General features: G+C 67.1%; 19 protein-coding genes. 14 read left to right on the top strand and 5 right to left on the bottom strand.

What is annotated here, in order from left to right; genetic code table 11:
- Nucleotides 1-50 precede the first annotated feature (50 nt).
- The 3 genes from modA to ACVDHE_RS08600 all read left to right on the top strand — a co-directional run bounded on the left by modA (nucleotide 51) and on the right by ACVDHE_RS08600 (nucleotide 2,760).
- Complete coding sequence (gene modA / locus ACVDHE_RS08610; protein ID WP_458884327.1) at nucleotides 51-902, top strand: molybdate ABC transporter substrate-binding protein; 852 nt, start codon at nucleotides 51-53, stop codon at nucleotides 900-902.
- Nucleotides 903-1,036: 134 nt separating this feature from the next.
- Entirely contained in the window at nucleotides 1,037-1,717 is a 681-nt protein-coding gene (gene modB, locus ACVDHE_RS08605) for a molybdate ABC transporter permease subunit (protein ID WP_458884326.1), read from the top strand.
- Complete coding sequence (locus tag ACVDHE_RS08600) at nucleotides 1,714-2,760, top strand: sulfate/molybdate ABC transporter ATP-binding protein (RefSeq protein ID WP_458884325.1); 1,047 nt, start codon at nucleotides 1,714-1,716, stop codon at nucleotides 2,758-2,760. The genes modB and ACVDHE_RS08600 overlap by 4 nt, the downstream gene beginning before the upstream one ends.
- Before the next feature lie 89 nt (nucleotides 2,761-2,849).
- Here the strand turns inward: ACVDHE_RS08600 and ACVDHE_RS08595 are convergent, their stop codons facing one another.
- The 3 genes from ACVDHE_RS08595 to ACVDHE_RS08585 all read right to left on the bottom strand — a co-directional run bounded on the left by ACVDHE_RS08595 (nucleotide 2,850) and on the right by ACVDHE_RS08585 (nucleotide 5,843).
- Complete coding sequence (locus ACVDHE_RS08595) at nucleotides 2,850-3,761, bottom strand: DUF3795 domain-containing protein (RefSeq protein ID WP_458884324.1); 912 nt, start codon at nucleotides 3,759-3,761, stop codon at nucleotides 2,850-2,852.
- A gap of 67 nt (nucleotides 3,762-3,828) precedes the next feature.
- Nucleotides 3,829-4,989, bottom strand: a complete 1,161-nt coding sequence (locus ACVDHE_RS08590) for a cation diffusion facilitator family transporter (RefSeq protein WP_458884323.1) — start codon at nucleotides 4,987-4,989, stop codon at nucleotides 3,829-3,831.
- A 245-nt stretch (nucleotides 4,990-5,234) separates the two neighbouring features.
- Nucleotides 5,235-5,843: a hypothetical protein gene (locus ACVDHE_RS08585; RefSeq protein WP_213037647.1), complete on the bottom strand. Its 609-nt coding sequence runs from the start codon at nucleotides 5,841-5,843 to the stop codon at nucleotides 5,235-5,237.
- 187 nt (nucleotides 5,844-6,030) lie between these two features.
- On the opposite strand from ACVDHE_RS08585, the gene ACVDHE_RS08580 reads away from it, so the two are divergent.
- From ACVDHE_RS08580 to cdd, 11 genes are all read left to right on the top strand, one after another.
- The gene (locus ACVDHE_RS08580; RefSeq protein ID WP_458884322.1) at nucleotides 6,031-6,408 is read left to right on the top strand and encodes a hypothetical protein; all 378 of its coding nucleotides are present in this window, start codon (nucleotides 6,031-6,033) and stop codon (nucleotides 6,406-6,408) included.
- 90 nt (nucleotides 6,409-6,498) lie between these two features.
- On the top strand, nucleotides 6,499-7,515 hold the full coding sequence (spoVAD, locus tag ACVDHE_RS08575; RefSeq protein WP_418725117.1) for a stage V sporulation protein AD: 1,017 nt from the start codon (nucleotides 6,499-6,501) through the stop codon (nucleotides 7,513-7,515).
- A 277-nt stretch (nucleotides 7,516-7,792) separates the two neighbouring features.
- Nucleotides 7,793-9,124 (top strand): type I glutamate--ammonia ligase, encoded by a 1,332-nt coding sequence (gene glnA / locus ACVDHE_RS08570; RefSeq protein WP_458884321.1) that lies wholly within the window; start codon nucleotides 7,793-7,795, stop codon nucleotides 9,122-9,124.
- A 53-nt stretch (nucleotides 9,125-9,177) separates the two neighbouring features.
- Nucleotides 9,178-9,708 carry an ANTAR domain-containing response regulator gene (locus ACVDHE_RS08565; RefSeq protein WP_213037643.1) on the top strand — a complete coding sequence of 177 codons (531 nt, stop codon included), beginning with the start codon at nucleotides 9,178-9,180 and terminating at the stop codon, nucleotides 9,706-9,708.
- Nucleotides 9,709-9,761: 53 nt separating this feature from the next.
- Entirely contained in the window at nucleotides 9,762-14,294 is a 4,533-nt protein-coding gene (gene gltB / locus ACVDHE_RS08560) for a glutamate synthase large subunit (protein ID WP_458884320.1), read from the top strand.
- Nucleotides 14,295-14,311: 17 nt separating this feature from the next.
- Nucleotides 14,312-15,709 (top strand): glutamate synthase subunit beta, encoded by a 1,398-nt coding sequence (locus tag ACVDHE_RS08555; protein ID WP_458884319.1) that lies wholly within the window; start codon nucleotides 14,312-14,314, stop codon nucleotides 15,707-15,709.
- Between the two features lie 205 nt (nucleotides 15,710-15,914).
- The gene (locus ACVDHE_RS08550) at nucleotides 15,915-17,627 is read left to right on the top strand and encodes an ammonium transporter (RefSeq protein WP_458884318.1); all 1,713 of its coding nucleotides are present in this window, start codon (nucleotides 15,915-15,917) and stop codon (nucleotides 17,625-17,627) included.
- A gap of 140 nt (nucleotides 17,628-17,767) precedes the next feature.
- Nucleotides 17,768-18,124: a stage V sporulation protein AE gene (spoVAE, locus tag ACVDHE_RS08545; RefSeq protein ID WP_458884317.1), complete on the top strand. Its 357-nt coding sequence runs from the start codon at nucleotides 17,768-17,770 to the stop codon at nucleotides 18,122-18,124.
- 157 nt (nucleotides 18,125-18,281) lie between these two features.
- Nucleotides 18,282-19,523 (top strand): polysaccharide deacetylase family protein, encoded by a 1,242-nt coding sequence (locus ACVDHE_RS08540; protein ID WP_458884316.1) that lies wholly within the window; start codon nucleotides 18,282-18,284, stop codon nucleotides 19,521-19,523.
- A 24-nt stretch (nucleotides 19,524-19,547) separates the two neighbouring features.
- Nucleotides 19,548-19,901, top strand: coding sequence for a hypothetical protein (locus tag ACVDHE_RS08535; RefSeq protein WP_458884315.1), 354 nt, complete (start codon nucleotides 19,548-19,550; stop codon nucleotides 19,899-19,901).
- 26 nt (nucleotides 19,902-19,927) lie between these two features.
- Entirely contained in the window at nucleotides 19,928-20,329 is a 402-nt protein-coding gene (cdd, locus tag ACVDHE_RS08530) for a cytidine deaminase (protein WP_213037636.1), read from the top strand.
- Nucleotides 20,330-20,394: 65 nt separating this feature from the next.
- On the opposite strand, the gene ACVDHE_RS08525 is transcribed toward cdd, so the two are convergent.
- Together ACVDHE_RS08525 and ACVDHE_RS08520 are read right to left on the bottom strand one after the other, a co-directional pair.
- On the bottom strand, nucleotides 20,395-20,853 hold the full coding sequence (locus tag ACVDHE_RS08525; RefSeq protein WP_458884314.1) for a DUF1648 domain-containing protein: 459 nt from the start codon (nucleotides 20,851-20,853) through the stop codon (nucleotides 20,395-20,397).
- Nucleotides 20,854-20,998: 145 nt separating this feature from the next.
- Nucleotides 20,999-22,384, bottom strand: a complete 1,386-nt coding sequence (locus ACVDHE_RS08520; RefSeq protein ID WP_458884313.1) for a GNAT family N-acetyltransferase — start codon at nucleotides 22,382-22,384, stop codon at nucleotides 20,999-21,001.
- Nucleotides 22,385-22,457: the final 73 nt, after the last annotated feature.

Genomic DNA, 22,457 nt, shown 5'->3' with positions numbered 1-22,457 from the left:
CCTTGCATCGGCGGTGAGAACATATTATCATCAGAAAGGAAGATCTCCCCATGAAAAAAGCACTGTCTTTGCTGCTGGCCCTGACCATGGCCCTGGCCCTGACCGCCTGCGGCGGTACGGAGACCGCGGATATCCAGGAGGCCGACACCGCCGAAACCGAGGACACCGCCGGGGCGGTGGAGCTGTACGTCTTTGCCGCCGCCTCCCTGACCGAGTCCCTGGACCGGATCATCGAGCAGTACAAGGAAGTGGCGCCGGGTGTCACCATCGTGCCCACCTACGACTCCTCCGGCACCCTCAAGACCCAGATCCAGGAGGGCGCCGACTGCGACGTCTTTCTCTCCGCGGCCCCCAAGCAGATGAACCAGCTGGACACCGAGGGCGGCGAGGAGAACACCGAGGGCCTGGACTTTGTGGACAGCGCCACCCGGCTGGACCTGCTGGAGAACAAGGTGGCCCTGGCGGTTCCGGAGGGCAACCCCGCCGGGATCGAGACCTTTGACCAGCTGGCGGAGCTGCTCAAGAGCGGCGGCGTGGCCCTGGCCATCGGCAACAGCGACGTGCCCGTGGGCCAGTACACCCAGAAGATCTTCGCCTACTACGGGCTGGACGAGGCGGCCATCGCCGGATGCCTGACCTACGGCTCCAACGTCAAGGAGGTCACCACCCAGGTCAGCGAGGCGGCCGTGGACTGCGGCATCATCTACGCCACCGACGCCTTCTCCGCAGGCCTTGACACCGTGGACGGCGCCACCGCCGAGATGTGCGGCCAGGTGATCTACCCGGCGGCGGTGCTGAAAACCAGCCAGCACCCCGACGAGGCCAAGGCCTTCCTGGACTACCTCAGCACCGCCGACGCCTCCGCCGTCTTTGAGAGCGTGGGCTTCACCCCGCTGGGCTGATACCCCCGGATCCATCCTGACCGGCCGGGCTTTGCCCGGCCGGTCCAAGGCCGCAGCGCACTTGACGCCGCGGCGGCCCGCCTTCGGCGGGCGGAAACGGCGGTCCCCCATCATCCCCTCAGGAGGTCCCGCGTATGGACTGGTTTCCCCTTTACAACTCACTGCGCATCGCCGCCATCTCCACCGTGGCCGTGTTCTTTCTCGGCATCTGGGCAGCGTACTACATCGCCAGGCTCCCCCGGCTGGTGAAGGGCGTGCTGGACGTGGTGCTGACGCTGCCCCTGGTGCTGCCGCCCACGGTGGTGGGCTGGCTCCTGCTGATGCTGCTGGGGCCCAAGCGGCCTCTGGGGGCCTGGGTGCTGGAGACTTTTGATGTGAAGCTGGTCATGACCTGGTGGTCCGCCATCTTCGCAACCGTCGTGGTGGCCTTCCCCCTGATGTACCGCACCGCCCGGGGCGCCTTCGAGAGCTTCGACAAAAATCTGGCCGACGCGGGGCGGACGTTGGGCCGGTCCAACACGTGGGTATTCTGGCGGGTGCAGATGCCGGTGTGCCGGCAGGGCATCCTGGCCGGGACCGTGCTGGCCTTCGCCCGGGCCCTGGGCGAGTACGGCGCCACCTCCATGATCGCGGGCTACACCCCCGGCCGCACCGCCACCATCTCCACCACCGTCTACCAGCTCTGGCGCACCAACGACAACGCCGGGGCCGCCATGTGGGTGCTGGTGAACATCGCCATCTCCGCCGTGTTTCTGCTGGCGGTGAACCTGCTGGAGACCCGGCAGAAGGCGGAAAAAGGAGGGCGGCGCGGATGAGTCTGTCTGTGGACATCGAAAAGCGCATGGGGGACTTCCATCTGGAGGTCCGGTTTGAGGCGGAGGGGGAGACCCTGGCCCTGCTGGGGGCCTCCGGCTGCGGCAAGAGCGTGACGCTCAAGTGCGTGGCGGGCATCCTGACCCCGGACCGGGGCCGGATCACCCTGGACGGCGTGACCCTCTTCGACAGCGCCGCCCACATCGACCTGCCGCCCCAGAAGCGGCGGGTGGGCTATCTCTTTCAGCAGTACGCCCTGTTCCCCAACATGACCGTCCGGCAGAACATCGCCGCGGCGGTCCGGGACCGGAGGCAGCGGGCGTCCGTGGCCGCGGACAAGCTCCGCCAGTTCCAGCTGGAGGCGGTGGCGGACCTGCGGCCGGGCCAGCTCTCCGGCGGGCAGCAGCAGCGCTGCGCCCTGGCCCGGATCCTGGCCTCGGAGCCGGGGGCCATCTTGCTGGACGAGCCCTTCTCCGCCCTGGACAGCTACCTCAAGCACCAGCTGGAGCTGGAGCTGTGGGAGACCCTGTCGGCCTTTCCCGGCCCGGTGATCTGGGTGTCCCACGACCGGGGGGAGGTGCTGCGCAACTGCCCCAGGGTCTGTGTCATGGACCAGGGCCGGTCCCAGGCCGTGCGGCCCATGGCCGACCTGATGGCCCGGCCCGGCACGGAGGCGGCGGCGCGCCTGTCCGGCTGCGAGAACTTTGCGGATGCCCTCCCCCGGGACGGCGGGGTGTACGTGCCGGCGTGGGGCGTGACCCTGGCCTGTGAGAGCCCGGTGCCGGAGCAGGTGCGCCGGGCGGGCATCCGGGCCCGGAGCCTGCGCTTGGCGGAAGCCGGAACTGAAAATGCCTTTGCCTGCCGGGTGGTCCGGGTGGTGGAGGATGTGAACGCCCTTACCGTGCTGCTGCGGCCGGAGGCCGCGGCGGCGGACGTGCTCCCCATCCGCATGGAGGCGGACCGGGAAACCTGGACGGCCCGGGCCGGCGAGACGGTCACCGTGGCCGCGGACCCCGGCGGCATCCTGCCCCTGGAACAGCAGTGAACAAAGACCGGCGGACCTTTTGGAAGGTCCGCCGGTCATTTATGGAAAACAGGGGTGCCATGGTCCGCAGCCAACATCTCCGCCGCCGTTCAGGGCTCTGTGCCCAGCCGCCGGAAGGTCTCCGCCGTCCGCCACAGCTGGACCCAGCGGACCACCCACAGCACCGCGGCGCATAGCTTCACCGCCAGAAGCACCATCGCCAGCGCATATGCCAGCACGAATACCGCAGTGGGCAGGCTGTCCACCCACGACCAAAGTTGCAGCGTTTGCCAAACTTCCACGGAGGGCACTGGCACGGACATCAGACATATCACCGCTCCCACCGCCACGGCCCACCGGGCCAGGCACCGCCAGAGGACGGCCCGCCGGTCCCCGATCCGCTCCAGCAGGGCCCCGTTGGCCCGATACAGCCGGAAGAGCCACGCCAATTCCAGACCTCCCTGGAGGAGGGTCAGCGCCGCCAGCACCGGCAGGGAGGACACGGCGCCGCTCACCGCCCGCACCGCACCGTAGGCCGTCAGAAACGGCGGCACTGTACGATATGCCTCTCCCAGCCGGCTCAGGGTCCGGCCCATGGCCAGGCACACCGCCAGCTCCAGGGCCCCGGGGATCAGCCGCAGGACCCAGGTACAGCCGTGCGCCAGCAGGACCGACGCTATCCCGGCCGCCAGATAGACGGCCGCATCTCCCCCCAGCCAGATCCAAAACAGGCGCCGCAGTCCCGCGCCCAGCTCCGCCGCCCGGTCCGCGCCGCCCAGGCCCTCCCGCCGCAGCGGCGCCAAACGGGACGCAGCGCGCGGCCCGCCTTCCCGCTCCGGCAGAAATGCGCAGTCCAGCGCCTGACAGTCTCCGCACTTCTCCAGGCCCCGTTCCCGGCAGCAGGCCGCCACGGGACAGGGGCCGTGGGGCGGGACCCCCCCGCTCTCGCGGCACCCGGCGCAGCCGTACGCCTCCCGGACGTCGCAGATGCCGCAGTCCCTTCCGCAGAACCCCAGTTCCATTCCCGCTCCCCCCCTTCAAAAAGCAGCGGAAGAAAGGCGCCCGGCCGCGCCCCTCTTCCGCGTTTCATTATGTATAGGACCGCTCCACCTTCACCACGGCGTAGTAGTTGCCGTCCAGCGCCCGGACGGCGGTGCGGATCTTCTTTGCCACGTCCTCGTCGCTGAGGCGGAAGCCGAAGGGCACCACCGCGTCGAAGATCACGTTGGTGTGGGTGGGGCCCTTCACCATCCGGAAGTCGTGGATGGAGATGGCGTCGTCGATGCAGTGGACCAGGGCGGCCACCCGCTGGCGGGTCTCCTGGGTGAGCCCGTCGTCGGTGACGATGGGGTCCATGTGGATCACCGCCTCGCAGCCCAGCTTCTCCCGCAGCTCGTTTTCCACGTTGTCGATCTCGTCGTGGAGCTCCAGCACGTCCCCGGAGGCGGAGACCTCCGCGTGGAGGGAGATCATCATGCGGCCGGGGCCGTAGTCGTGGACGATCAGGTCGTGGATGCCGATGATGGTCTTGTGGGCCAGGACCAGATCCCGGATCCGCTCCACCAGCTCCGCCGTGGGCGGCGCACCCAGCAGGGGGTCCAGGGTCTCCTTGGCGGCGCTGATGCCGGACCAGAGGATGAAGGCCGCCACCAGCAGTCCGCACCAGCCGTCGATCTTGAGCCCGGTGAAGTGGCCCACCAGGGTGGCCAGCAGCACCGCGGAAGTGGCCACGCTGTCGCTGAGGGAGTCCAGGGCCGTGGCCTCCATGGCGGTGGAGCCCAGCTTCTTCCCCAGGCGCCGGTTATAGAAGAACATGTACAGCTTCACGGCGATGGAGGCGCAGAGGATGGCCACCACCAGGGGGCTGAACTCCACCGCCTCCGGGTGGAGGATCTTGTCCAGGGAGGACTTGCCCAGCTCCACGCCCATCAGCAAGATCAGCACCGACACCACCAGGCCCGACAGGTACTCGATCCGCCCGTGGCCGAAGGGGTGCCCGGCGTCGGCCTTCTGCCCCGCCAGCTGGAAGCCCAGCAGGGTCACAAAAGAGGACCCGGCGTCGGAGAGGTTGTTGAAGGCGTCCGCCGTGATGGCGATGGACCCGGACAGCAGTCCGGCGAAAAACTTCCCTGCGAACAGCAGCACGTTCAGGCAGATGCCCACCGCGCCGCAGAGGACGCCATAGGCCCGGCGGACCGCGCCCTCATCCCCCTGATGTTTGATCAGCAGCCGTGCCAGCAGTGTGATCACGGCACATTCCTCCTTTTTGGGAGCCTCCGGCTCCGTCTCGTTAAAAGCGCCCCGCCTTGGCGGCGGGGCCCTGCCTGTCGAACCAGTTCGACAGGCAGGGCAAGTTTTTTTGAAACAAAAAAACTGATGATTGAAAACGAAAGACACCCCTCCTGGGTTTCTTTCGTAACTATCTTCCTTCCCGTCTCACAAGCTCGTCAAACATTTCAGCAAATCGCGCCCCGCCTTGGCGGCGGGGCCCTGCCTCATCCCCGGTTCCCGGGGATCACCAGTTTCATGTGACAGCACAGATCGTCCAGGTCCGCGTCCGTGGCGGCGCTGATGCGCAGCTTGGCGCCGCAGTCCCGGCAGATCAGGTCCACGGCGCTGCGGCGGATCTCCATGCCGTAGCGGCGGGAGCCGCAGGCGCAGGTGATGCCGCCGGGCCGGGCGGCGATCTCCTTGAGCTCGGAGAGGACCTCGTACATGATGACGCTGTCGGCGAAGGCCTCGGGGCCCTCCTCCTGGCGCTTTTCCTTCTCCGCCAGGATCTCCAGCTCCCGCAGGTGCTTTTCCACCGTGCCCTCGTCCCCGATAAAGCAGCAGAATTGCTTCGTCTGGGGGCAGGCCAGGGCCGTGCCGCCCCGGAGCACCCGCTCCGGCGGGCACACCGCCTCGTGGGTCTCGCTGCAGAGGCCGCAGGGCACCGTCAGGTGATACCGCTCCCCGTCAAAGCCCACGCTCAGGGCGGACTTGCCGCATTCGCACTCCACCTCCGCGTTGGAGGCCTCCAGGGCGAACACGGACCGAGCCGCCATGACGGGCTTGCCGCACGCCGGGCAGAGGTATCCGAAGGTCCGCATCTCCTCACTCATGCCGTCTGTCTCCTTTTTCTGGGATCTGTTCATTAAGTGGTGATTATACCACGGCGCCGGGCGGATGTACAGGGGATTTTTGAAACATTAGAGCGGGCTAACCCCACTTTTTGCCGCAGGTTTTCCCTTTTCATTCCCCGCCGCCTGTGGTAGAATGGTCCTATCCCGTCAAAAGGAGGCGAGAGCCGTGTCCTTTCCCTGGTATCTGAAGCCGGACCTGTTCCTGCACGCGGAGATGCTGGACAAGCAGGAGGCGCTGGAGAGCGCCGCCAACAGCTCCTATGCCACGGACCAGCGGCAGGACAAGGAGATCCAGTCTTTGAAAAAACGGGTCACGGAGCTGGAAAACCAGCTGCTGGCCCTGGAGAAGATCCTCTCGGAACACGGCATCCTGCCGCCCATGCCGCCCGAGCCGGAGGCTCCGCCGCCGGACGCCCCCGCCCGCTTCCCCTCCAGGACCCTGGAGACCGTGGCCTGTCCCCGGTGCGGCCGCCGCCAGCGGGGCGACCGGAATTTCTGCTACGCCTGCGGATTGTCCTTCGAGTATGAAAACGAGGAACTTTAAACTGTTCAAAGCCCGGCAAACGCCGGGCTTCATATTTTTGCCGTCTTTCGGACAACCTATGGAAAATCCTCACGAAAAGGCGGCGACACCATGAACGAAAAACGTCTGGGCAGCCGGACCGTGGCCCTGGCCCACCCCCCCTCCGTGCTGGCCTTCTCCAACATCGGCGGGAAATTCGAGGGCCAGGGCCCCCTGGCGGACTGCTTCGACCGGCTGGAGACCAGCTCCTTCTTCGGGGAAAAGACCTGGGAGAAGGCGGAGTCCGCCATGCAGCAGGCGGTGCTGCGCCAGGCCCTGGACAAGGCGCGGCTCAAGCCGGAGGACCTGGACTATGTGCTGGCCGGAGACCTCCTCAACCAGTGCATCGGCTCCTCCTTCGGCCTGCGGGACTTCGGCATCCCCTTCTACGGCCTCTACGGCGCCTGCTCCACCATGGGCGAGTCCCTGTCTCTCGCGGCCATGCTGATCGACGGGGGCTTCGCCCGCCGCTGCGCCGCCATGACCTCCTCCCACTACTGCACCGCCGAGCGCCAGTACCGGATGCCGGTGCCCTACGGCAACCAGCGCACCCCCACCGCCCAGTGGACCGCCACCGCCGCCGGGTGCACCATCCTGGACCGGGAGGGCCCCGGGCCCTACGTCACCCACGTGACCTGCGGCCGCATCGTGGACAAGGGCATCCCCGACGCCAACAACATGGGCGCCGCCATGGCCCCCGCCGCCTACGACACCCTCTCCGCCTTCTTCCGTGACACCGGCACCGGCCCCCGGGACTTCGACCTGATCGTCACCGGGGACCTGGGCGAGCTGGGCCACGCCATCGTCCGGGACTTCTTCGCCCGGGACGGCATTGACATGGGCGCTCACTTCCAGGACTGCGGCCTTCTGCTCTACGACCGCCAGCGGCAGGACATGCACGCCGGGGCCTCCGGCTGCGGCTGCTCGGCGTCGGTGCTCAACGGCTACCTGCTCTCCGGGATGCGGGCGGGCCGGTGGAAGCGGGTCCTCTTCGCCCCCACCGGGGCGCTGCTCTCCCCCATCTCCGCCTGTCAGGGAGAGTCCATCCCCGGCATCTGCCACGCGGTGTGTCTGGCCGCGGAGCGGTGATGTTCACCTCCCGCGCACATTTTTCCCCGTATGGAAATTGCACAAAGGTGATTTTTTCCCTCCCCCACATTTTAGAACAACCCATAAAATCTGCCGCCAGCCCGTTCCGGAAGCGCCGAAAGCGTTGACAGGACGGGCTTTGCGACGGTATAATCCCTCCCAAGGGAGAGCAACGGGGCCCCCCTCAGGGTCCGTTGCGCTCTTTTTGTTTTTTGTAAAATACCGCTTTAAAGCGATAAATCGACCGGTTCCGCGGCCGGTGAAAGGAGATCGAGCCATGGGCAAGTACACCCGGGAGGACATCCTCCGCCTGATCCGGGAGGAGGACATCCAATTCATCCGCATGCAGTTCACCGACATCTTCGGCCAGCTGAAAAACGTGGCCATCACCGCCTCTCAGATCGGGAGGGCTCTGGACGGGGAGATCATGATGGACGGCAGCTCCATCGAGGGCTTCGTCCGGGTGGAGGAGTCCGACCAATACCTGCGGCCGGACCTGGACACCTTCGCGGTGCTGCCCTGGCGGCCCCAGTACGGCAAGGTGGCCCGGCTGATCTGCGACGTCTACAATCCCGACGGCACGCCCTTCGTGGGAGACCCCCGAAGCGTGCTGAAGCGGGCGCTGCGGCAGGCGGAGGACATGGGCTTCACCTTCAACGCCGGGCCGGAGCTGGAGTTCTTCCTGTTCCAGACTGATGAGGACGGCCGCCCCACCACCCGCACCAGCGACGAGGCCGGGTACTTCGACCTGGGCCCCCTGGACCACGGGGAGTCCACCCGCCGGGAGATCTGCCTGTGCCTGGAGGAGATGGGCTTCGAGATCGAGGCCAGCCACCACGAGGTGGCCGCCGGCCAGCACGAGATCGACTTCAAGTACACCGGCGCCCTCCGCTCCGCCGACAACATCATGACCTTCAAGCTGGCGGTCAAGACCCTGGCCCAGAAGAACGGCCTCCACGCCACTTTCATGCCCAAGCCCGTGGCGAATGCCGCCGGCAGCGGCATGCACGTGAACATGTCCCTCTTCCGGGACGGGGAGAACGCCTTCTACGACCCGGCGGACCCCCGGCAGCTGTCCCCCCTGGCCTATCAGTTCATCGCGGGGCTGCTGGACCACGTGCCGGGCTTCTGCGCGCTGACCAATCCCCTGGTCAACTCCTACAAGCGGCTGGTCCCGGGATATGAGGCCCCCTGCTGCGTGGCCTGGTCCACCGGCAACCGCTCCGCCCTCATCCGCATCCCCACCCCCCGGGGCCGGGGCACCCGGGTGGAGCTGCGCAGCCCCGACCCGTCCTGCAATCCCTACCTGACCTTCGCCGCCTGCCTGACGGCGGGCCTGGACGGCATCCGCCGGGGGCTGACGCCGCCGCCGGAGATCACGGAGAACCTCTACGAGATGTCCCCCGCCGCCCTGGCGGCCCAGGGGGTACCCCTGCTGCCGGACTCCCTGGAGGCAGCCCTGAACGCCCTGGAGGCCGACGGGACCGTCACCGCCGCCCTGGGCCCCCACGTGGCCGCCCAGTACCTCACCGGCAAGCGGCGGGAGTGGGAGGAATACCGGAGCCAGGTCTCCCAGTGGGAGCTGGAGAAGTACCTGGTCACCTACTGACCTGACCGGTCCGCCGGGCGGACCGGAGAACTGCCGAAAGGGGGTGCTGTGCCATGGAGCGGATCGTGACGGCCTTTGCCCATGAGGACGCCCGGCGCCGGATCCAGCGGCTTCTGGAGAGCGGCGGATATCCCGTGGCCGGCGCCTTCGCCTCCGGGGCCGAGGTGCTCCGGGCGGTGGGCAAGCTGGGCGGAGCCGCCGTGGTGTGCGGCTTCCGCCTGCGGGACATGACCGCCCCGGAGCTGGCGGCGGACCTGGGCCCCGGGACCGGGGTGCTGGTGATCGCCTCCGCCGCCAATCTGGACCTGTGCCAGGGGGAGAACCTCTACCGGCTCCCGGTCCCGGCCAGCCGGGCGGACCTGTACGCCTCCCTGGACACGCTGCTGCATCAGCGGCGCCGCCGCCCGCCTCCGGCCCGGCAGGAGGAGGCCCAGCGGCTGATCCGCCGGGCCAAGGAGCTGCTGATGGACGTCAACCGCATGAGCGAGGCGGAGGCCCACCGCTTCCTCCAGAAGCGCAGCATGGACACGGGGCTGCGGCTGGAGCAGACCGCCCGGCTGGTCATTGAGACCTACACCCGGTGAGCGGCGCCGATCCCGGTCCAAATACACACTGACAAGAGAATGGAGGGGTTCCAATGGCGGGACCTGAATACAAGCACGATCCCCTGTACGACCCGCGCTTCGAGCACGACGCCTGCGGCATCGGCGCGGTGGTGGACCTAAAGGGCCGCTGCTCCCACAGCGTGGTGGACGACGCGCTGAAGATCGTGGAAAAGCTGGAGCACCGGGCCGGCAAGGACGCCTCCGGCCAGACCGGCGACGGCGTGGGCCTCATGATGCAGATCCCCCACGCCCTGATGGTCCGGGCGGCCGCCGCCGAGGGCATCGCCCTGGGCGGACCCAGGGACTACGGCGTGGGCATGTTCTTCTTCCCCACGGACCCCCTCAAGCGGGCCCAGGCCCAGAAGATGCTGGAGATCATCGTGGCCAAGGAGGGCATGGAATTTTTGGGCTGGCGGCAGGTGCCCACCCACCCGGAGGTCCTGGGCCAGCGGGCTCTGGACTGCATGCCCGCCATCTTCCAGTGCTTTGTGAAGCGTCCGGCGGACTGCGCCCCGGGGCTGGACTTTGACCGGAAGCTGTATGTGGCCCGGCGGGTGTTCGAGCAGTCCAATGTCAACACCTATATCCCCTCCTTCTCCAGCCGGACCATCGTCTACAAGGGCATGTTCCTGGTGGGCCAGCTGCGCCGGTTCTACGCTGACCTGGAGGCGGAGGACTGCGAGAGCGCCCTGGCCCTGGTCCACTCCCGCTTCTCCACCAACACCAACCCCAGCTGGGAGCGGGCCCACCCCAACCGCTACATCCTCCACAACGGCGAGATCAACACCATCCGGGGCAACGTGGACCGGATGCTGGCCCGGGAGGAGACCATGCGCTCCCCCATCCTGGAGGAGGACATGGACAAGATCCTGCCGGTGGTGGACCAGAGCGGGTCCGACTCGTCCATGCTGGACAACACCCTGGAATTCCTGCTGATGAACGGCATCGAGCTGCCCCGGGCGGTGATGATGTGCATCCCCGAGCCCTGGGCCAACGACCGGCGGATGGAGCGGGAGAAGCGGGACTTCTACCACTACTACGCCACCATGATGGAGCCCTGGGACGGCCCGGCGGCCATCGTATTCTCCGACGGCGACACCGTGGGCGCGGTCCTGGACCGCAACGGCCTGCGGCCCTGCCGGTGGTATCTCACCGACAGCGACCGGCTGATTTTGTCCTCGGAGGTGGGCGTGCTGGACCTGCCGCCGGAGACCATCGTGAAAAAGTCCCGGCTCCAGCCCGGCAAGATGCTGCTGGCGGACCTGTCCCAGGGGCGGCTGCTGGAGGACGGGGAGGTCAAGGGCCGCTGCGCCGCCCGCCAGCCCTACGGCGAGTGGCTGGACGCCCATCTTGTTTATCTCAAGGACCTGCCCATCCCCAACCGGCGGGTGGAGCGCCACCCCCAGGAGCTGCGGGACCGGCTGTACAAGGCCTTCGGCTACACCTATGAGGAGGTCAAGGACTCCATCCTCCCCATGGCCCGGGACGGGGCAGAGCCCACCTCCGCCATGGGCGTGGACACGCCGCTGGCGGTGCTCAGCGAGCACCATCAGCCCCTGTTCAACTACTTCAAGCAGCTCTTCGCCCAGGTGACCAATCCCCCCATGGACGCCATCCGGGAGGAGATCGTCACCGACACCACCGTGTACGTGGGCTCCGGCGGCAATCTCCTGGAGGAGCGGCCGGAAAACTGCGCCGTCCTCCAGATCCACAACCCCATCCTCACCTCCGTGGACCTCATGAAGATCCGCTACATGGACCGGCCCGGCTTCCGCGTGGAGACCATCTCCCTGCTCTACTACAAGGGCTCTCCCCTGGAAAACGCCCTGGACCGGCTGTTCGTCAACGTGGACCGGGCCTACAAGAAGGGCGCCAATATCCTGATCCTCTCCGACCGGGGCGTGGACGAAAACCACGTGGCCATACCCTCGCTGCTGGCGGTCAGCGCCCTGGAGCAGTATCTGGTCCGCACCAAGAAGCGCACCGCCGTGTCCATGATCCTGGAGAGCGCGGAGCCCCGGGACGTGCACCACTTCGCCGCCCTTCTGGGCTACGGCGCCCAGGCCATCAACCCGTATCTCGCCCAGGAGTGCGTGGAGGAGCTGATCGCCGTGGGCCTTTTGGACAAGGACCCGGCGGCGGCCGTGGACGACTACGACCGGGCCATCCTCCACGGCATCGTGAAGATCGCCTCCAAAATGGGCATCTCCACCATCCAGTCCTACCAGTCCGCCCAGATCTTCGAGTGCGTGGGCATCTGCAAGGACGTGATCGACAAGTACTTCACCAACACCGTCAGCCGGGTGGGCGGCGTGGGCCTGGAGGAGATCGGCGAGGGCGTGGAGTGGAACCACAACCAGGCCTTCGATCCCCTGGGCCTGGGCTACGACACCACCCTGGACTCCACCGGGTCCCACAAGCTCCGCTCCGGCCCCGACAAGGAGGACCACATGTACAACCCCCGGACCATTCTGCTGCTGCAGAAGGCAGCCCGGGAGGGCAGCTACGAGACCTTCAAGGAATACGCCGCCCTGGTGGACGACGCCGATAAGCCCCACACCCTCCGGGGCGTACTGGACTTCCGGTTCGACGAGCACGGCGGCATCCCCCTTGAGGAGGTGGAGAGCGTGGAATCCATCGTCCGCCGGTTCAAGACCGGCGCCATGAGCTACGGCTCCATCTCCCAGGAGGCCCACGAGTGCATGGCCATCGCCATGAACCGCATCGGCGGCAAGTCCAACTCCGGCGAGGGCGGCGAGGCCCGGGAGCGGCTGGGCGACGAGCGGTGCTCCGCCATCAAGCAGGTGGCCTCCGGCCGCTTCGGCGTCACCAGCGAGTACCTTTGCAGCGCCCAGGAGATCCAGATCAAGATGGCCCAGGGCGCCAAGCCCGGCGAGGGCGGCCACCTGCCGGGGAAGAAGGTCTACCCCTGGATCGCCAGGACCCGGTACTCCACCCCCGGCGTGAGCCTGATCTCGCCCCCGCCCCACCACGATATCTACTCCATCGAGGACCTGGCCCAGCTGATCTACGACCTGAAAAATGCCAACCGCCGCGCCCGGATCAGCGTCAAGCTGGTCAGCGAGGCGGGCGTTGGCACCATCGCCGCGGGCGTTGCCAAGGCAGGCGCCCAGGTGGTGCTGATCTCCGGCCACGACGGCGGCACCGGCGCGGCCCCCCGCAACTCCATTGCCGGAGCGGGCCTGCCCTGGGAACTGGGCGTGGCGGAGGCCCACCAGGCCCTGCTGCAAAACGGCCTGCGGACCCAGGTGGTGCTGGAGGCCGACGGCAAGCTGATGACCGGCCGGGACGTGGCCATCGCCTGCATGCTGGGCGCCGAGGAGTTCGGCTTCGCCACGGCCCCCCTGGTGGCCATGGGCTGCTGCATGATGCGGGTGTGCAACCTGGACACCTGCCCCGCCGGCATCGCCACCCAGAACCCCCAGCTGCGCAAGCGCTTTGCCGGAAAGCCGGAGCACGTGATCAACTTCATGACCTTCGTGGCCCGGGAGCTGCGGGAGTATATGGCCAAATTGGGCATCCGCACCGTGGAGGAGCTGGTGGGCCGCAGCGACCTGCTGCGGGTCCGGGAACAGCTGGTGACCCACCGGGCGGAGACCCTGGACCTCAGCGCCCTGCTGCAAAACCCCTGGGGCGCGCACGTGCCCCACTTCGAGCCCCAGGACGCCTACGACTTCCACCTGGAGCGCACCGCCGATATGCGGGTGCTGCTGGAGAAGCTGGGCAAGGCCCTCAAGGCCGGGAAACCCGGCCGCCTCAGCGTGGCCGTGTCCTCCACGGACCGGTCCTTCGGCACCCTCTTCGGCTCCGAGATCACCCGCAGGCGGGGCGACACCCTGCCGGACGACACCTACGTCATCTCCTGCAAGGGCGGCGGCGGGCAGTCCTTCGGCGCCTTCATCCCCAAGGGTCTGACGCTGGAGCTGGAGGGCGACTGCAACGACGGCTTCGGCAAGGGTCTCTCCGGCGGAAAGCTGATCCTCTATCCGCCCAAGGGCTCTGTTTTCGACCCCGGCGAGAACATCATCGTGGGCAATGTGGCCCTCTACGGCGCCACCGGCGGCGCGGCCTTCATCAACGGCCGGGCCGGCGAGCGGTTCTGCGTCCGCAACTCCGGCGCCGTGGCGGTGGTGGAGGGCGTGGGCGACCACGGCTGCGAGTATATGACCGGCGGCCGCTGCGTGATCCTGGGCCCCACGGGGAAGAACTTCGCCGCCGGCATGTCGGGCGGCATCGCCTACGTGCTGGATGAACACCACGACCTGTACCTGCGCCTCAACAAGGAGCAGGTGCTCACCGACACCCTGACCGAGAGCCACGACATCGCGGAGCTGCGCTCCCTGATCGAGGCCCACGTGGCCGCCACCGGCTCCCCCCGGGGCAAGAAGATCCTGGCGGCCTTCAAGTCCTATATCCCCTGCTTCAAGAAGGTCATGCCCCGGGACTACGACCGGATGCTCAAATCCATCGCCCAGTACGAGGAAAAGGGCATGAGCCGCGAGCAGGCGGAGATCGAGGCGTTCTACGCCAACGCCAGAGGCTGAGGAAGGAGGCACGCACAATGGGAAAACCCACTGGATTTCTGGAATACGCCCGGAGGGACGACCTGCGGCGGCCGCCGGAGGAGCGGGTGCGGGACTGGGAGGAATTCCACATCCCCCTGCCCCAGGCCGTCCGGGAGCAGCAGGGCGCCCGCTGCATGAACTGCGGCGTCCCCTTCTGCCAGACGGGCATGGTGTATGAGGGGCGCACCTTCGGCTGCCCCCTCCACAATCTCATCCCCGAGTGGAACGACATGATCATGAGCGGCAACCTGGGCCACGCCCTGGCCCGGCTGCTGAAAACCAACAACTTCCCGGAGTTCACCGGCCGGGTCTGCCCGGCTCCCTGCGAGAGCGCCTGTGTCTGCGGCATCTACGGCCAGGCGGTGTCCAACCGGGACAATGAGCTGTCCATCATCGAGGGCGCCTTCTCAGAGGGGCTCATGCGGCGGCGCCGCCCGCCCCAGTGGTCCGGGAAGAAGGTCTGCGTGGTGGGCTCCGGCCCGGCGGGTCTGGCGGCGGCGGACCAGCTGAACCACCGGGGCCACTCCGTCACGGTGGTGGAGCGGGAGGCCCATCCCGGCGGCCTGCTGACCTACGGCATCCCCTCCATGAAGCTGGACAAATCCATCGTCAAGCGGCGGCTGGACCTGATGACCGACGAGGGCGTGAGCTTCGTCACCGGCGTGGACGCCGCCGACGAGACAGTGGCCCGGCGGCTCATGGCGGAGTACGACGCCGTGATCCTCTGCTGCGGCGCGGGCCGTCCCCGGCCCCTGGGGCTGGACACCTCGGCCGTCACCGGCGTTTACTACGGCACGGAGTTTCTCAAGGCCGCCGTGGAGCGGCAGGTGTTCGGGCAGACCCCCGCCGTGCCCACGGCGGAGGGCCGCCATGTGGTGATCGTGGGCACCGGCGACACCGCCAGCGACTGCGTGGCCACCGCCCTGCGCCAGGGCTGCGTCTCCGTGACCCAGCTGGTGCGGCGCAGGCGGGAGGACTACCTGGTGGCCGGGACGCTGCCCCTGGACTACGCCCACGAGGAGGCCGCGGCCGTCACCGGCGCCGATCCCCGGCGCTTTTCCGTCCAGGTGAAGGAGTTGACGGTGGATAAGGACGGCGCCCTCACCGGCGCGGTCACCACCAGCGGCGACACCCTGCCCTGTGAGCTGCTGATCGCCGCCACGGGCTTTGCCGGGTGCGAAAGGGGCGTGTGCGAGGCCTTCGGCGTGGAGGCGGGGGACACCGTGACCACCGCCCCGGGCCGCCACGCCACCAGCGTGGAGAAGGTCTTTGCCGCGGGCGATATGCGCCGGGGCCAGTCCCTGGTGGTCTGGGCCATCGCCGAGGGCCGGGCCGCCGCAGCGGAGGCGGACGCCTTTCTCAACGGCTACACCAATCTGGTGCGGCCCCTGTGACAGGCGGAGAAATTTTCAAAAAATCCCCAAAAAGCGTTGTGAAAATCGCACGTTGACGATTTCCCGTCCCCCGTGGTAAAGTCTTTGCATCAAAAGGCAAGGGCGCCTGTGAGAAGATCTCTCAGGCGCCCTTGCCCTTTATTTTTTCCCGGCGCGGGTCGGAAGCCGGCCCGCTCCCGCGCACGGGGTTTCGGGAGGGAACACCATGTATTCATCCGTCAACACCATCTGGGTCCTGCTGGGAGCAGCCCTTGTCTTTTTGATGCAGGCCGGCTTTGCCATGTGCGAGGCGGGCTTCACCCGGGCCAAGAACACCGGCAACATCCTCATGAAAAACCTCATGGACTTCTGCATCGGCGCCCCCACCTACTGGATCTTGGGCTTCGGCCTGATGTTCGCCGGGTCCGGGGCCATCATCGGCGGCTTTGACCCCTTTGTCCGGGGCGACTATTCCGCCATCCTGCCCGCGGGCGTGCCGCTGCTGGCGTACCTCATCTTCCAGACCGTATTCTGCGCCACCTCCGCCACCATCGTCTCCGGTTCCATGGCGGAGCGGACGAAATTCGTCTCCTACTGCATCTACTCCTTCTGCATCTCCGCGTTCATCTACCCCGTCTCCGGCCACTGGATCTGGGGCGGCGGCTGGCTGAGCCAGCTGGGGTTCCATGACTTCGCCGGATCCACGGCGGTCCACATGGTGGGCGGCGTCTGCGCCGCCATCGGCGCCGCCATCCTGGGTCCCCGGATGGGCAAGTACGACAAGGACGGCAAGCCCCGGGCTATCTTAGGCCACAACCTGTCCCTGGGCGCCCTGGGGGTGTTTATCCTCTGGTTCTGCTGGTTCGGCTTCAACGGCTGCTCCACGGTCTCCATGACCGGGGACGACGCCATCGCCTCCGCGGGCCTCATCTTCGTCACCACCAACATGGCCCCCGCCGTGGCCTGCGTGGTCACCATGGTCTACACCTGGCTGCGCCACGGCAAGCCCGACGTGGGCATGACCCTCAACGCCGCCCTGGCGGGCCTGGTGGCCGTCACCGCCGGGTGCGACGTGGTCTCCCCCGCCGGCGCCGCCGTCATCGGCATCGTAGCGGGACTGCTGCTTCCCATCTCCGTTGGCTTCTTCGATTCCGTTTTGAAGATCGACGACCCGGTGGGCGCCATCTCCGTCCACGGCGTGTGCGGCGCGGCGGGCACGCTCCTCACCGGCCTGCTCTCCACCTCCGAGGGCCTCCTCTACGGCCATGGCGCCTCCTTCTTCCTGACCCAGTGCATCGGCGTGGGCGCCACGGCCCTCTGGGCCGCGGTGATGATCACCATTGTGTTCCTCGTCATCAAGCACACCATCGGCCTGCGAGTCAGCCCGGAGGAGGAGCTCAAGGGCCTGGACGTCACCGAGCACGGCCTGCCCTCCGCCTACGGCGGCTTCGCCTTCGTCTATGACGACACCCCCGACGGCCTGCCCCTGCCCGCCGTTCCGGCGGCAGCGGAGGTGCCGGTGGAGAAGGCCGTTCCGGTGGAGACGGTGCCCTCTCCCGTGAAGGCCGCCCCGGGCGGCGTGAAGATCACCCGGGTGGAGATCCTCTGCAAGATGGAGCGGTTCGACGCATTGAAGCGGGCCATGTTCGACATCGGCATCACCGGCATGACCGCCACCAACGTCATGGGCTGCGGCGAGCAGCGGGGCAAGACCGAAGGCTACTTCCGAGGCGCCAGGGTGGAGGCCACCATGCTGCCCAGCATCCAGGTGTCCATCGTGGTGTGCAAGGTGCCCGTGGCCCTGGTGGTGGAGACCGCCAAGCGGGTCCTCTACACCGGCCACATCGGCGACGGCAAGATCTTCGTGTGCGACGTGGAGAACGTCATCAAAGTCCGCACCGGCGAAGAGGGCTACGACGCCCTTCAGGACGCCGAGTGAATAAACGCATCCCTTTTTCCTCTTAAACAGGACGGACGGGGCCGGAAATTCCGGCCCCGTCCGTCCGTTTCCGGCCTCTTGCGCATAATCTCCCGGCGACGGGGAAACCTGTGAAAAACCAATTTCCGGGAGGCAGGCATATGGACTATCTCAAGGCGTTCCTCTGCGGCGGCATCCTCTGCGCCGTGGGGCAGATCCTCATTGACCGGACCCAGCTGACCCCCGCCCGCATCCTCACCGGGTACGTGGTGGCCGGGGTGGCCCTCAGCGCCCTGGGGCTGTATCAGCCCATCGCCGACTGGGGCGGCGCCGGGGCCACGGTGCCCCTGACCGGCTTCGGCCACGCCCTGGCAAAGGGCGTGGAGACCGCCGTGGCGGAGGAGGGCTGGCTGGGGGGCCTGACCGGCGGCCTCTCCGCCACCGCCGGGGGCATCGCGGCGGCGGTGGTGGCGGGGCTGGTCATGGCCCTGGTGTTCCGGCCCGGGGACAAGCGGTAGCGGCTCGGTACGGGGCCCTCGCATACGGTGAAAGGCGGCTCCGCAAGAGCCGTCTTTTTACCATCCTGTTTCTTTTGTCATCTTTTTGTTCTTCTCTCCGGCGGGGATTCCTGCTATACTGAGATCGACTAAATTCGACAGAAAGGAACGTCCCGCCATGCGCCGCTTTCTCTCATTCCTGCTCGCCTGTTTCCTGCTGTTCTCCCTGACCGCCTGCGGCGGATCCCCGGCCCCGTCAGAGGACCCGGATGCCGCTGAAGAAGATACCTCCGCCCAGGAGGCGGAGGAAGAGCCCGCGCCCCCGGAGCCGGAGCCCTATGACATTTACGACCCCACGGTGATGCCCGAGGGCGGCACCCGGGATGGGGTGACCTACGCCGCCTACGACGGCATCGTGGAGCACCTGTTCTTCCACCCGGTGGTGGCCTACCCGGAGCTGGCCTTCGACGGGGATAACCAGGAGGGCGGCATCGACGACTACATGGTCACCGTGGATGAGTACAACAAGATCCTCCAGAGCGTCTATGACAAGGGCTACGTGCTGGTGGACATCGCCGACGTGTGGCGCGAGACCACCGGCGAGGACGGGACGCCCAAAATGGTGAAGAACACCCTCTACCTCCCCGAGGGCAAGAAGCCCCTGATCCTCTCCTACGACGACGTGAACTACTACGAGTATATGCTCACCAACGGCTTTACCTGGAAGCTCATCCTCGGGGAGGACGGCAAGATCGCCTCCTACGGCAAGGACCCCCAGGGGGCGGAGGTGGTCAGCCGGGACCTGGACGCGGTGCCCATCCTGGACAAGTTCGTGGAGGAGCACCCGGACTTCTCCCCCTTCGGCGCCAAGGGCTGCCTGAGCCTCACCGGCTATGAGGGGATCCTGGGCTACCGCACTCAGACCGACACCAAGAGCTGGACCGAGGCCCAGGAGGCCAATCGCCAGAGGGAGATCGAGGCGGTGAAGCCCATCATCGCCGAACTCAAGCGCACCGGCTGGACCTTCGGCAGCCACACCTGGGGCCACATCCGCCTGGGCGCCAAGTCCCTGGAGTCCATCCAGGCGGACACGGAGCGGTGGCTTGACGAGGTTGGCAGCCTGGTGGGCCCCACCACCATCCTCTTCTACCCCCACGGCGAGCGGCCCGACGGCAACGACTGGCAGAACACCGGCCCCGTGTTCCAGTACCTCCAGAGCCAGGGCTTCCGGGTGTTCGCCTCCGTTGGCATCGAGAGCTTCAGCTACATCAAAAAGGACATCTGCGCGGTCATCTGCGACCGGCTCCACCCGGACGGCACCACCCTGCGCCACTCCCGGGACCGGTACTTGCAATTCTACGACGCAAAGGATATTATGGATGTAGCAGTCCGGCCCCAGCGGGAGATCGACTGGGACTGAATTTGAAAAAGGAGGCAGTCTCCCATGAGGCAGCGCGTCTTTTTGTTCCTGCTGTCGCTGCTGGCAGTGACGGCGCTGACCGCCTGCGGCTCCGCTGAGAAGGCGGCGGAGGTCCCCCCTCTTTCAGAGGTGGAGGCCATGACCGACGAGGAGGCCGCCGAGGCCCTGGCCGGGTTCCGCCGCCAGGACCTGCTGGACGCCTGGGGCGAGCCCCAGGACGTATCCGACGCCCTGTCCAGCCTGTGGGTGGACCTCTATGACGCCCCCACGCTGGGCGGCTGGGTGACCGTCCGGTACGACACCTCGGAGATCTCCGACCCGGACACGGAGCTGGACACGCTGCCGGTGGCGGCCGTGGAGCTCCAGACCATCGGCTGAGCGTATTTTCTTGAAGGAGGGGTTTCATGACCCGAGACGAACTGAAGGCCGCGGCCGTCGCCATGCTGGACCGGTCCTACTGCCCCTACTCCCACTTCCCCGTGGGCGCCGCCCTGGAGTGCGCCGACGGCACCGTGTTCACCGGCTGCAACATTGAAAACGCCGCCTTCTCCCCCACCATCTGCGCCGAGCGGACGGCGGTGGCCAAGGCCGTCAGCGAGGGGCACCGGGACTTTGTGCGCATCGCCGTAGCCGGCCGGTGCGACGATTTCTGCGTGCCCTGTGCCGTGTGCCGCCAGGTGCTGCGGGAGTTCGCGCCGAATATCGAGATCATCTGCCTCAACGGCGCCGGGCAGGAGCGGACCTTTACCCTCCCGGAGCTTCTGCCCCACAGCTTCGGCCCGGAGTATCTGACCCCGGAGAACTGAACCGCAAAACAAGGCCCGGACGCATATGCGTCCGGGCCGTTTTCGATATATCTGCCTGTGTGGGCCTACCGGGCCCGGAAGAGGCGGACCAGCCAGTAGATCATGTCCCCGAACAAGGCGATCAGCACCACCGGCAGAAACCACACCGGCAGGGGCCGGGCCAGGGCGCACCAGACGGTGATCCAGGCAAACAGGACCACCATCAGGAATTTCAGCGTGCTGAGCATGTGGGCCAGCAGGGCGTAGACCCGCTCCCGGTTCTCCTCCGTCACCTTCACGCCGGTGTTCCAGGCGCTTGGAAACTGCTCCACCACGGTGAGAAGGCCGTACATCAGCCAGGCGATCACCGGCAGGATCAGCAGCTCCGCCTGACTGCCCCAGCGGTCGATCTGGCCGGCGGCGTTGAAGTGCATGGGCACCCGGGCCGGGATGCGGTGCCAGTACGCCGCGAGAAACACGGCGGCGCCCGCCAGCACCAGCAGGCTCAGCCGGTTCATCAGCCTGTCCAGGGGATGCTTTTTCACAGTGCGTCCCTCCCTCCGCTTTTTCAGTCTCAGTATATCACGCCGCCGCGACGGCGGCAAGAACGCAGGCCGCTCCGCCCCGCAGGAAAAAAGCGGCCGCCTGTGGAGGCGGCCGCTTTGTGTGCTCTGCCGCCAGAACAGCGGCTCACACCAGTTTTTCAAAGTAGAAGAAGGTCTCGTCCTCTCCCTTTTTCCGCATACAGGACGAAAGCATCTTGTAGGAGGCCTGGTTCTCCTTGTAGCACTTGGCCACCACCCGGCTCAGGTGCACCTTGTACAGCGCCCAGTCCGCCACGGCGGCAAAGGCCTCGGTGCCGTAGCCGCAGCCGGCGTGGGCGGCGTCGACGCGGCAGCCCAGCTCCGCGCCGCCACGGCAGTCGAAGCGGTAGAGCACCGCCTCGCCGATCAGCTGCCCGTCCAGCCGCACGGCGAAGTTCACCGCCTGGCGGTTTTCAAAGTCCCGGCGGGCCACGTCCAGGAAGCTGGTCTGCGTCACCGGTCCGCCCAGGCCGCCCACGTCGTCATAGCCCCACCAGCGGTTCCGGCCAGCGTCCAGCACCAGGGCGTTGTAGGCGGGCAGATCCGCCTCGGTGATGGCGGAGAGGGTCAATCGCTCCGTTTTCAGCTCCGGGATGGCCGCCACATGGCGGATCAGCTCGTTCTGGGGCTCGAAGCGGTACTTGGGGGCCAGCTTGGCAGGGCCGTACTGGAGCTTGGAGGTCCGCAGGCCGCGGTCTGCGGCGTCGTCCTCCCGGTTGATCCACTGGCAGCCCTCGCCGAATGCATCCGCCACCAGCTGCACCAGGGTGGGGTACACGCCGGTGTAGGAGTACAGGGCCTTTTCGATGTGGATGATCAGCGTGTCGCCGCACTTTTCCGACAAAGACAGGCCGATCAGCTTCTCTCCGTCAAAAAGCCCCCCCGTAAAGAAGCAGGATTTCCCCGCCAGCTTCAGCATCTTCCGGGCCAGGGCCAGCTCGTCCAGGGCCTTGGCATTGTTGCCCTTGGGAAACTCCGCCTCATAGTCCTGCCAGAACCGCTGGATCACCGCCTCGTCCGCCGCCGTCAAGGGCCGGAAGGCGGCCTCCGGCCAGCCGGCGCGGAACTTGTTGATATGATTGCGCTGACCGGAGTAGCGGCGGCCGGTGAAAAACTGCAGGTCCTCCCGGTAGTACACATAGTCCTGCCAGGTGCGTACATTGCTGACCTGGGCGTAGGGATAGCGGGCCAGCAGCCGGGGAGCCCTGCTCTCCGGAACCACGGAGATCACCGGCGGGAGCCCCTGCTCCAGGCAGTAAGTCTCAATGGCCTCCAGAGCGGCGTCCTCATCGCCCTCCGGCCCGGGCACCGGGTAGTCAAAGACCACCTGTCCGCCGATCTCGTTGCGGACTACCAGGCAGCCCGCCGCCTCGGTCCAGCTGGGGTGCAGCACGCCCCGCCACATGAGCTTGGTGCCCACGGAGTACTCGCAAAGGCCGAAATCACAGCCCTGATAGTACCGCCGCAGCCGGGCCGCATCTCGTTTTGTCACTGACTGAAACTGCAACATACTTTCAAACCCTGTCCTTAATTGTGAAATATTTGTCCATGGCAAAAAGACACAT

It is taken from the genome of Dysosmobacter sp. Phy, from assembly GCF_054476235.1.
This window is presented reverse-complemented; position numbering and strand designations above follow the sequence as displayed.

Excerpts from the sequence above, each read along its gene's own strand:
- spoVAD (WP_418725117.1), top strand. The coding sequence starts at position 6,499 with ATGAACGAAAAACGTCTGGGCAGCCGGACCGTGGCCCTGGCCCACCCC.
- ACVDHE_RS08540 (WP_458884316.1), top strand. The coding sequence starts at position 18,282 with ATGCGCCGCTTTCTCTCATTCCTGCTCGCCTGTTTCCTGCTGTTCTCC.
- spoVAE (WP_458884317.1), top strand. The coding sequence starts at position 17,768 with ATGGACTATCTCAAGGCGTTCCTCTGCGGCGGCATCCTCTGCGCCGTG.
- modA (WP_458884327.1), top strand. The coding sequence starts at position 51 with ATGAAAAAAGCACTGTCTTTGCTGCTGGCCCTGACCATGGCCCTGGCC.
- ACVDHE_RS08555 (WP_458884319.1), top strand. The coding sequence starts at position 14,312 with ATGGGAAAACCCACTGGATTTCTGGAATACGCCCGGAGGGACGACCTG.
- ACVDHE_RS08535 (WP_458884315.1), top strand. The coding sequence starts at position 19,548 with ATGAGGCAGCGCGTCTTTTTGTTCCTGCTGTCGCTGCTGGCAGTGACG.
- ACVDHE_RS08595 (WP_458884324.1), bottom strand. The coding sequence starts at position 3,761 with ATGGAACTGGGGTTCTGCGGAAGGGACTGCGGCATCTGCGACGTCCGG.
- gltB (WP_458884320.1), top strand. The coding sequence starts at position 9,762 with ATGGCGGGACCTGAATACAAGCACGATCCCCTGTACGACCCGCGCTTC.
- ACVDHE_RS08550 (WP_458884318.1), top strand. The coding sequence starts at position 15,915 with ATGTATTCATCCGTCAACACCATCTGGGTCCTGCTGGGAGCAGCCCTT.
- glnA (WP_458884321.1), top strand. The coding sequence starts at position 7,793 with ATGGGCAAGTACACCCGGGAGGACATCCTCCGCCTGATCCGGGAGGAG.
- ACVDHE_RS08585 (WP_213037647.1), bottom strand. The coding sequence starts at position 5,843 with ATGAGTGAGGAGATGCGGACCTTCGGATACCTCTGCCCGGCGTGCGGC.
- cdd (WP_213037636.1), top strand. The coding sequence starts at position 19,928 with ATGACCCGAGACGAACTGAAGGCCGCGGCCGTCGCCATGCTGGACCGG.
- ACVDHE_RS08600 (WP_458884325.1), top strand. The coding sequence starts at position 1,714 with ATGAGTCTGTCTGTGGACATCGAAAAGCGCATGGGGGACTTCCATCTG.
- ACVDHE_RS08565 (WP_213037643.1), top strand. The coding sequence starts at position 9,178 with ATGGAGCGGATCGTGACGGCCTTTGCCCATGAGGACGCCCGGCGCCGG.
- modB (WP_458884326.1), top strand. The coding sequence starts at position 1,037 with ATGGACTGGTTTCCCCTTTACAACTCACTGCGCATCGCCGCCATCTCC.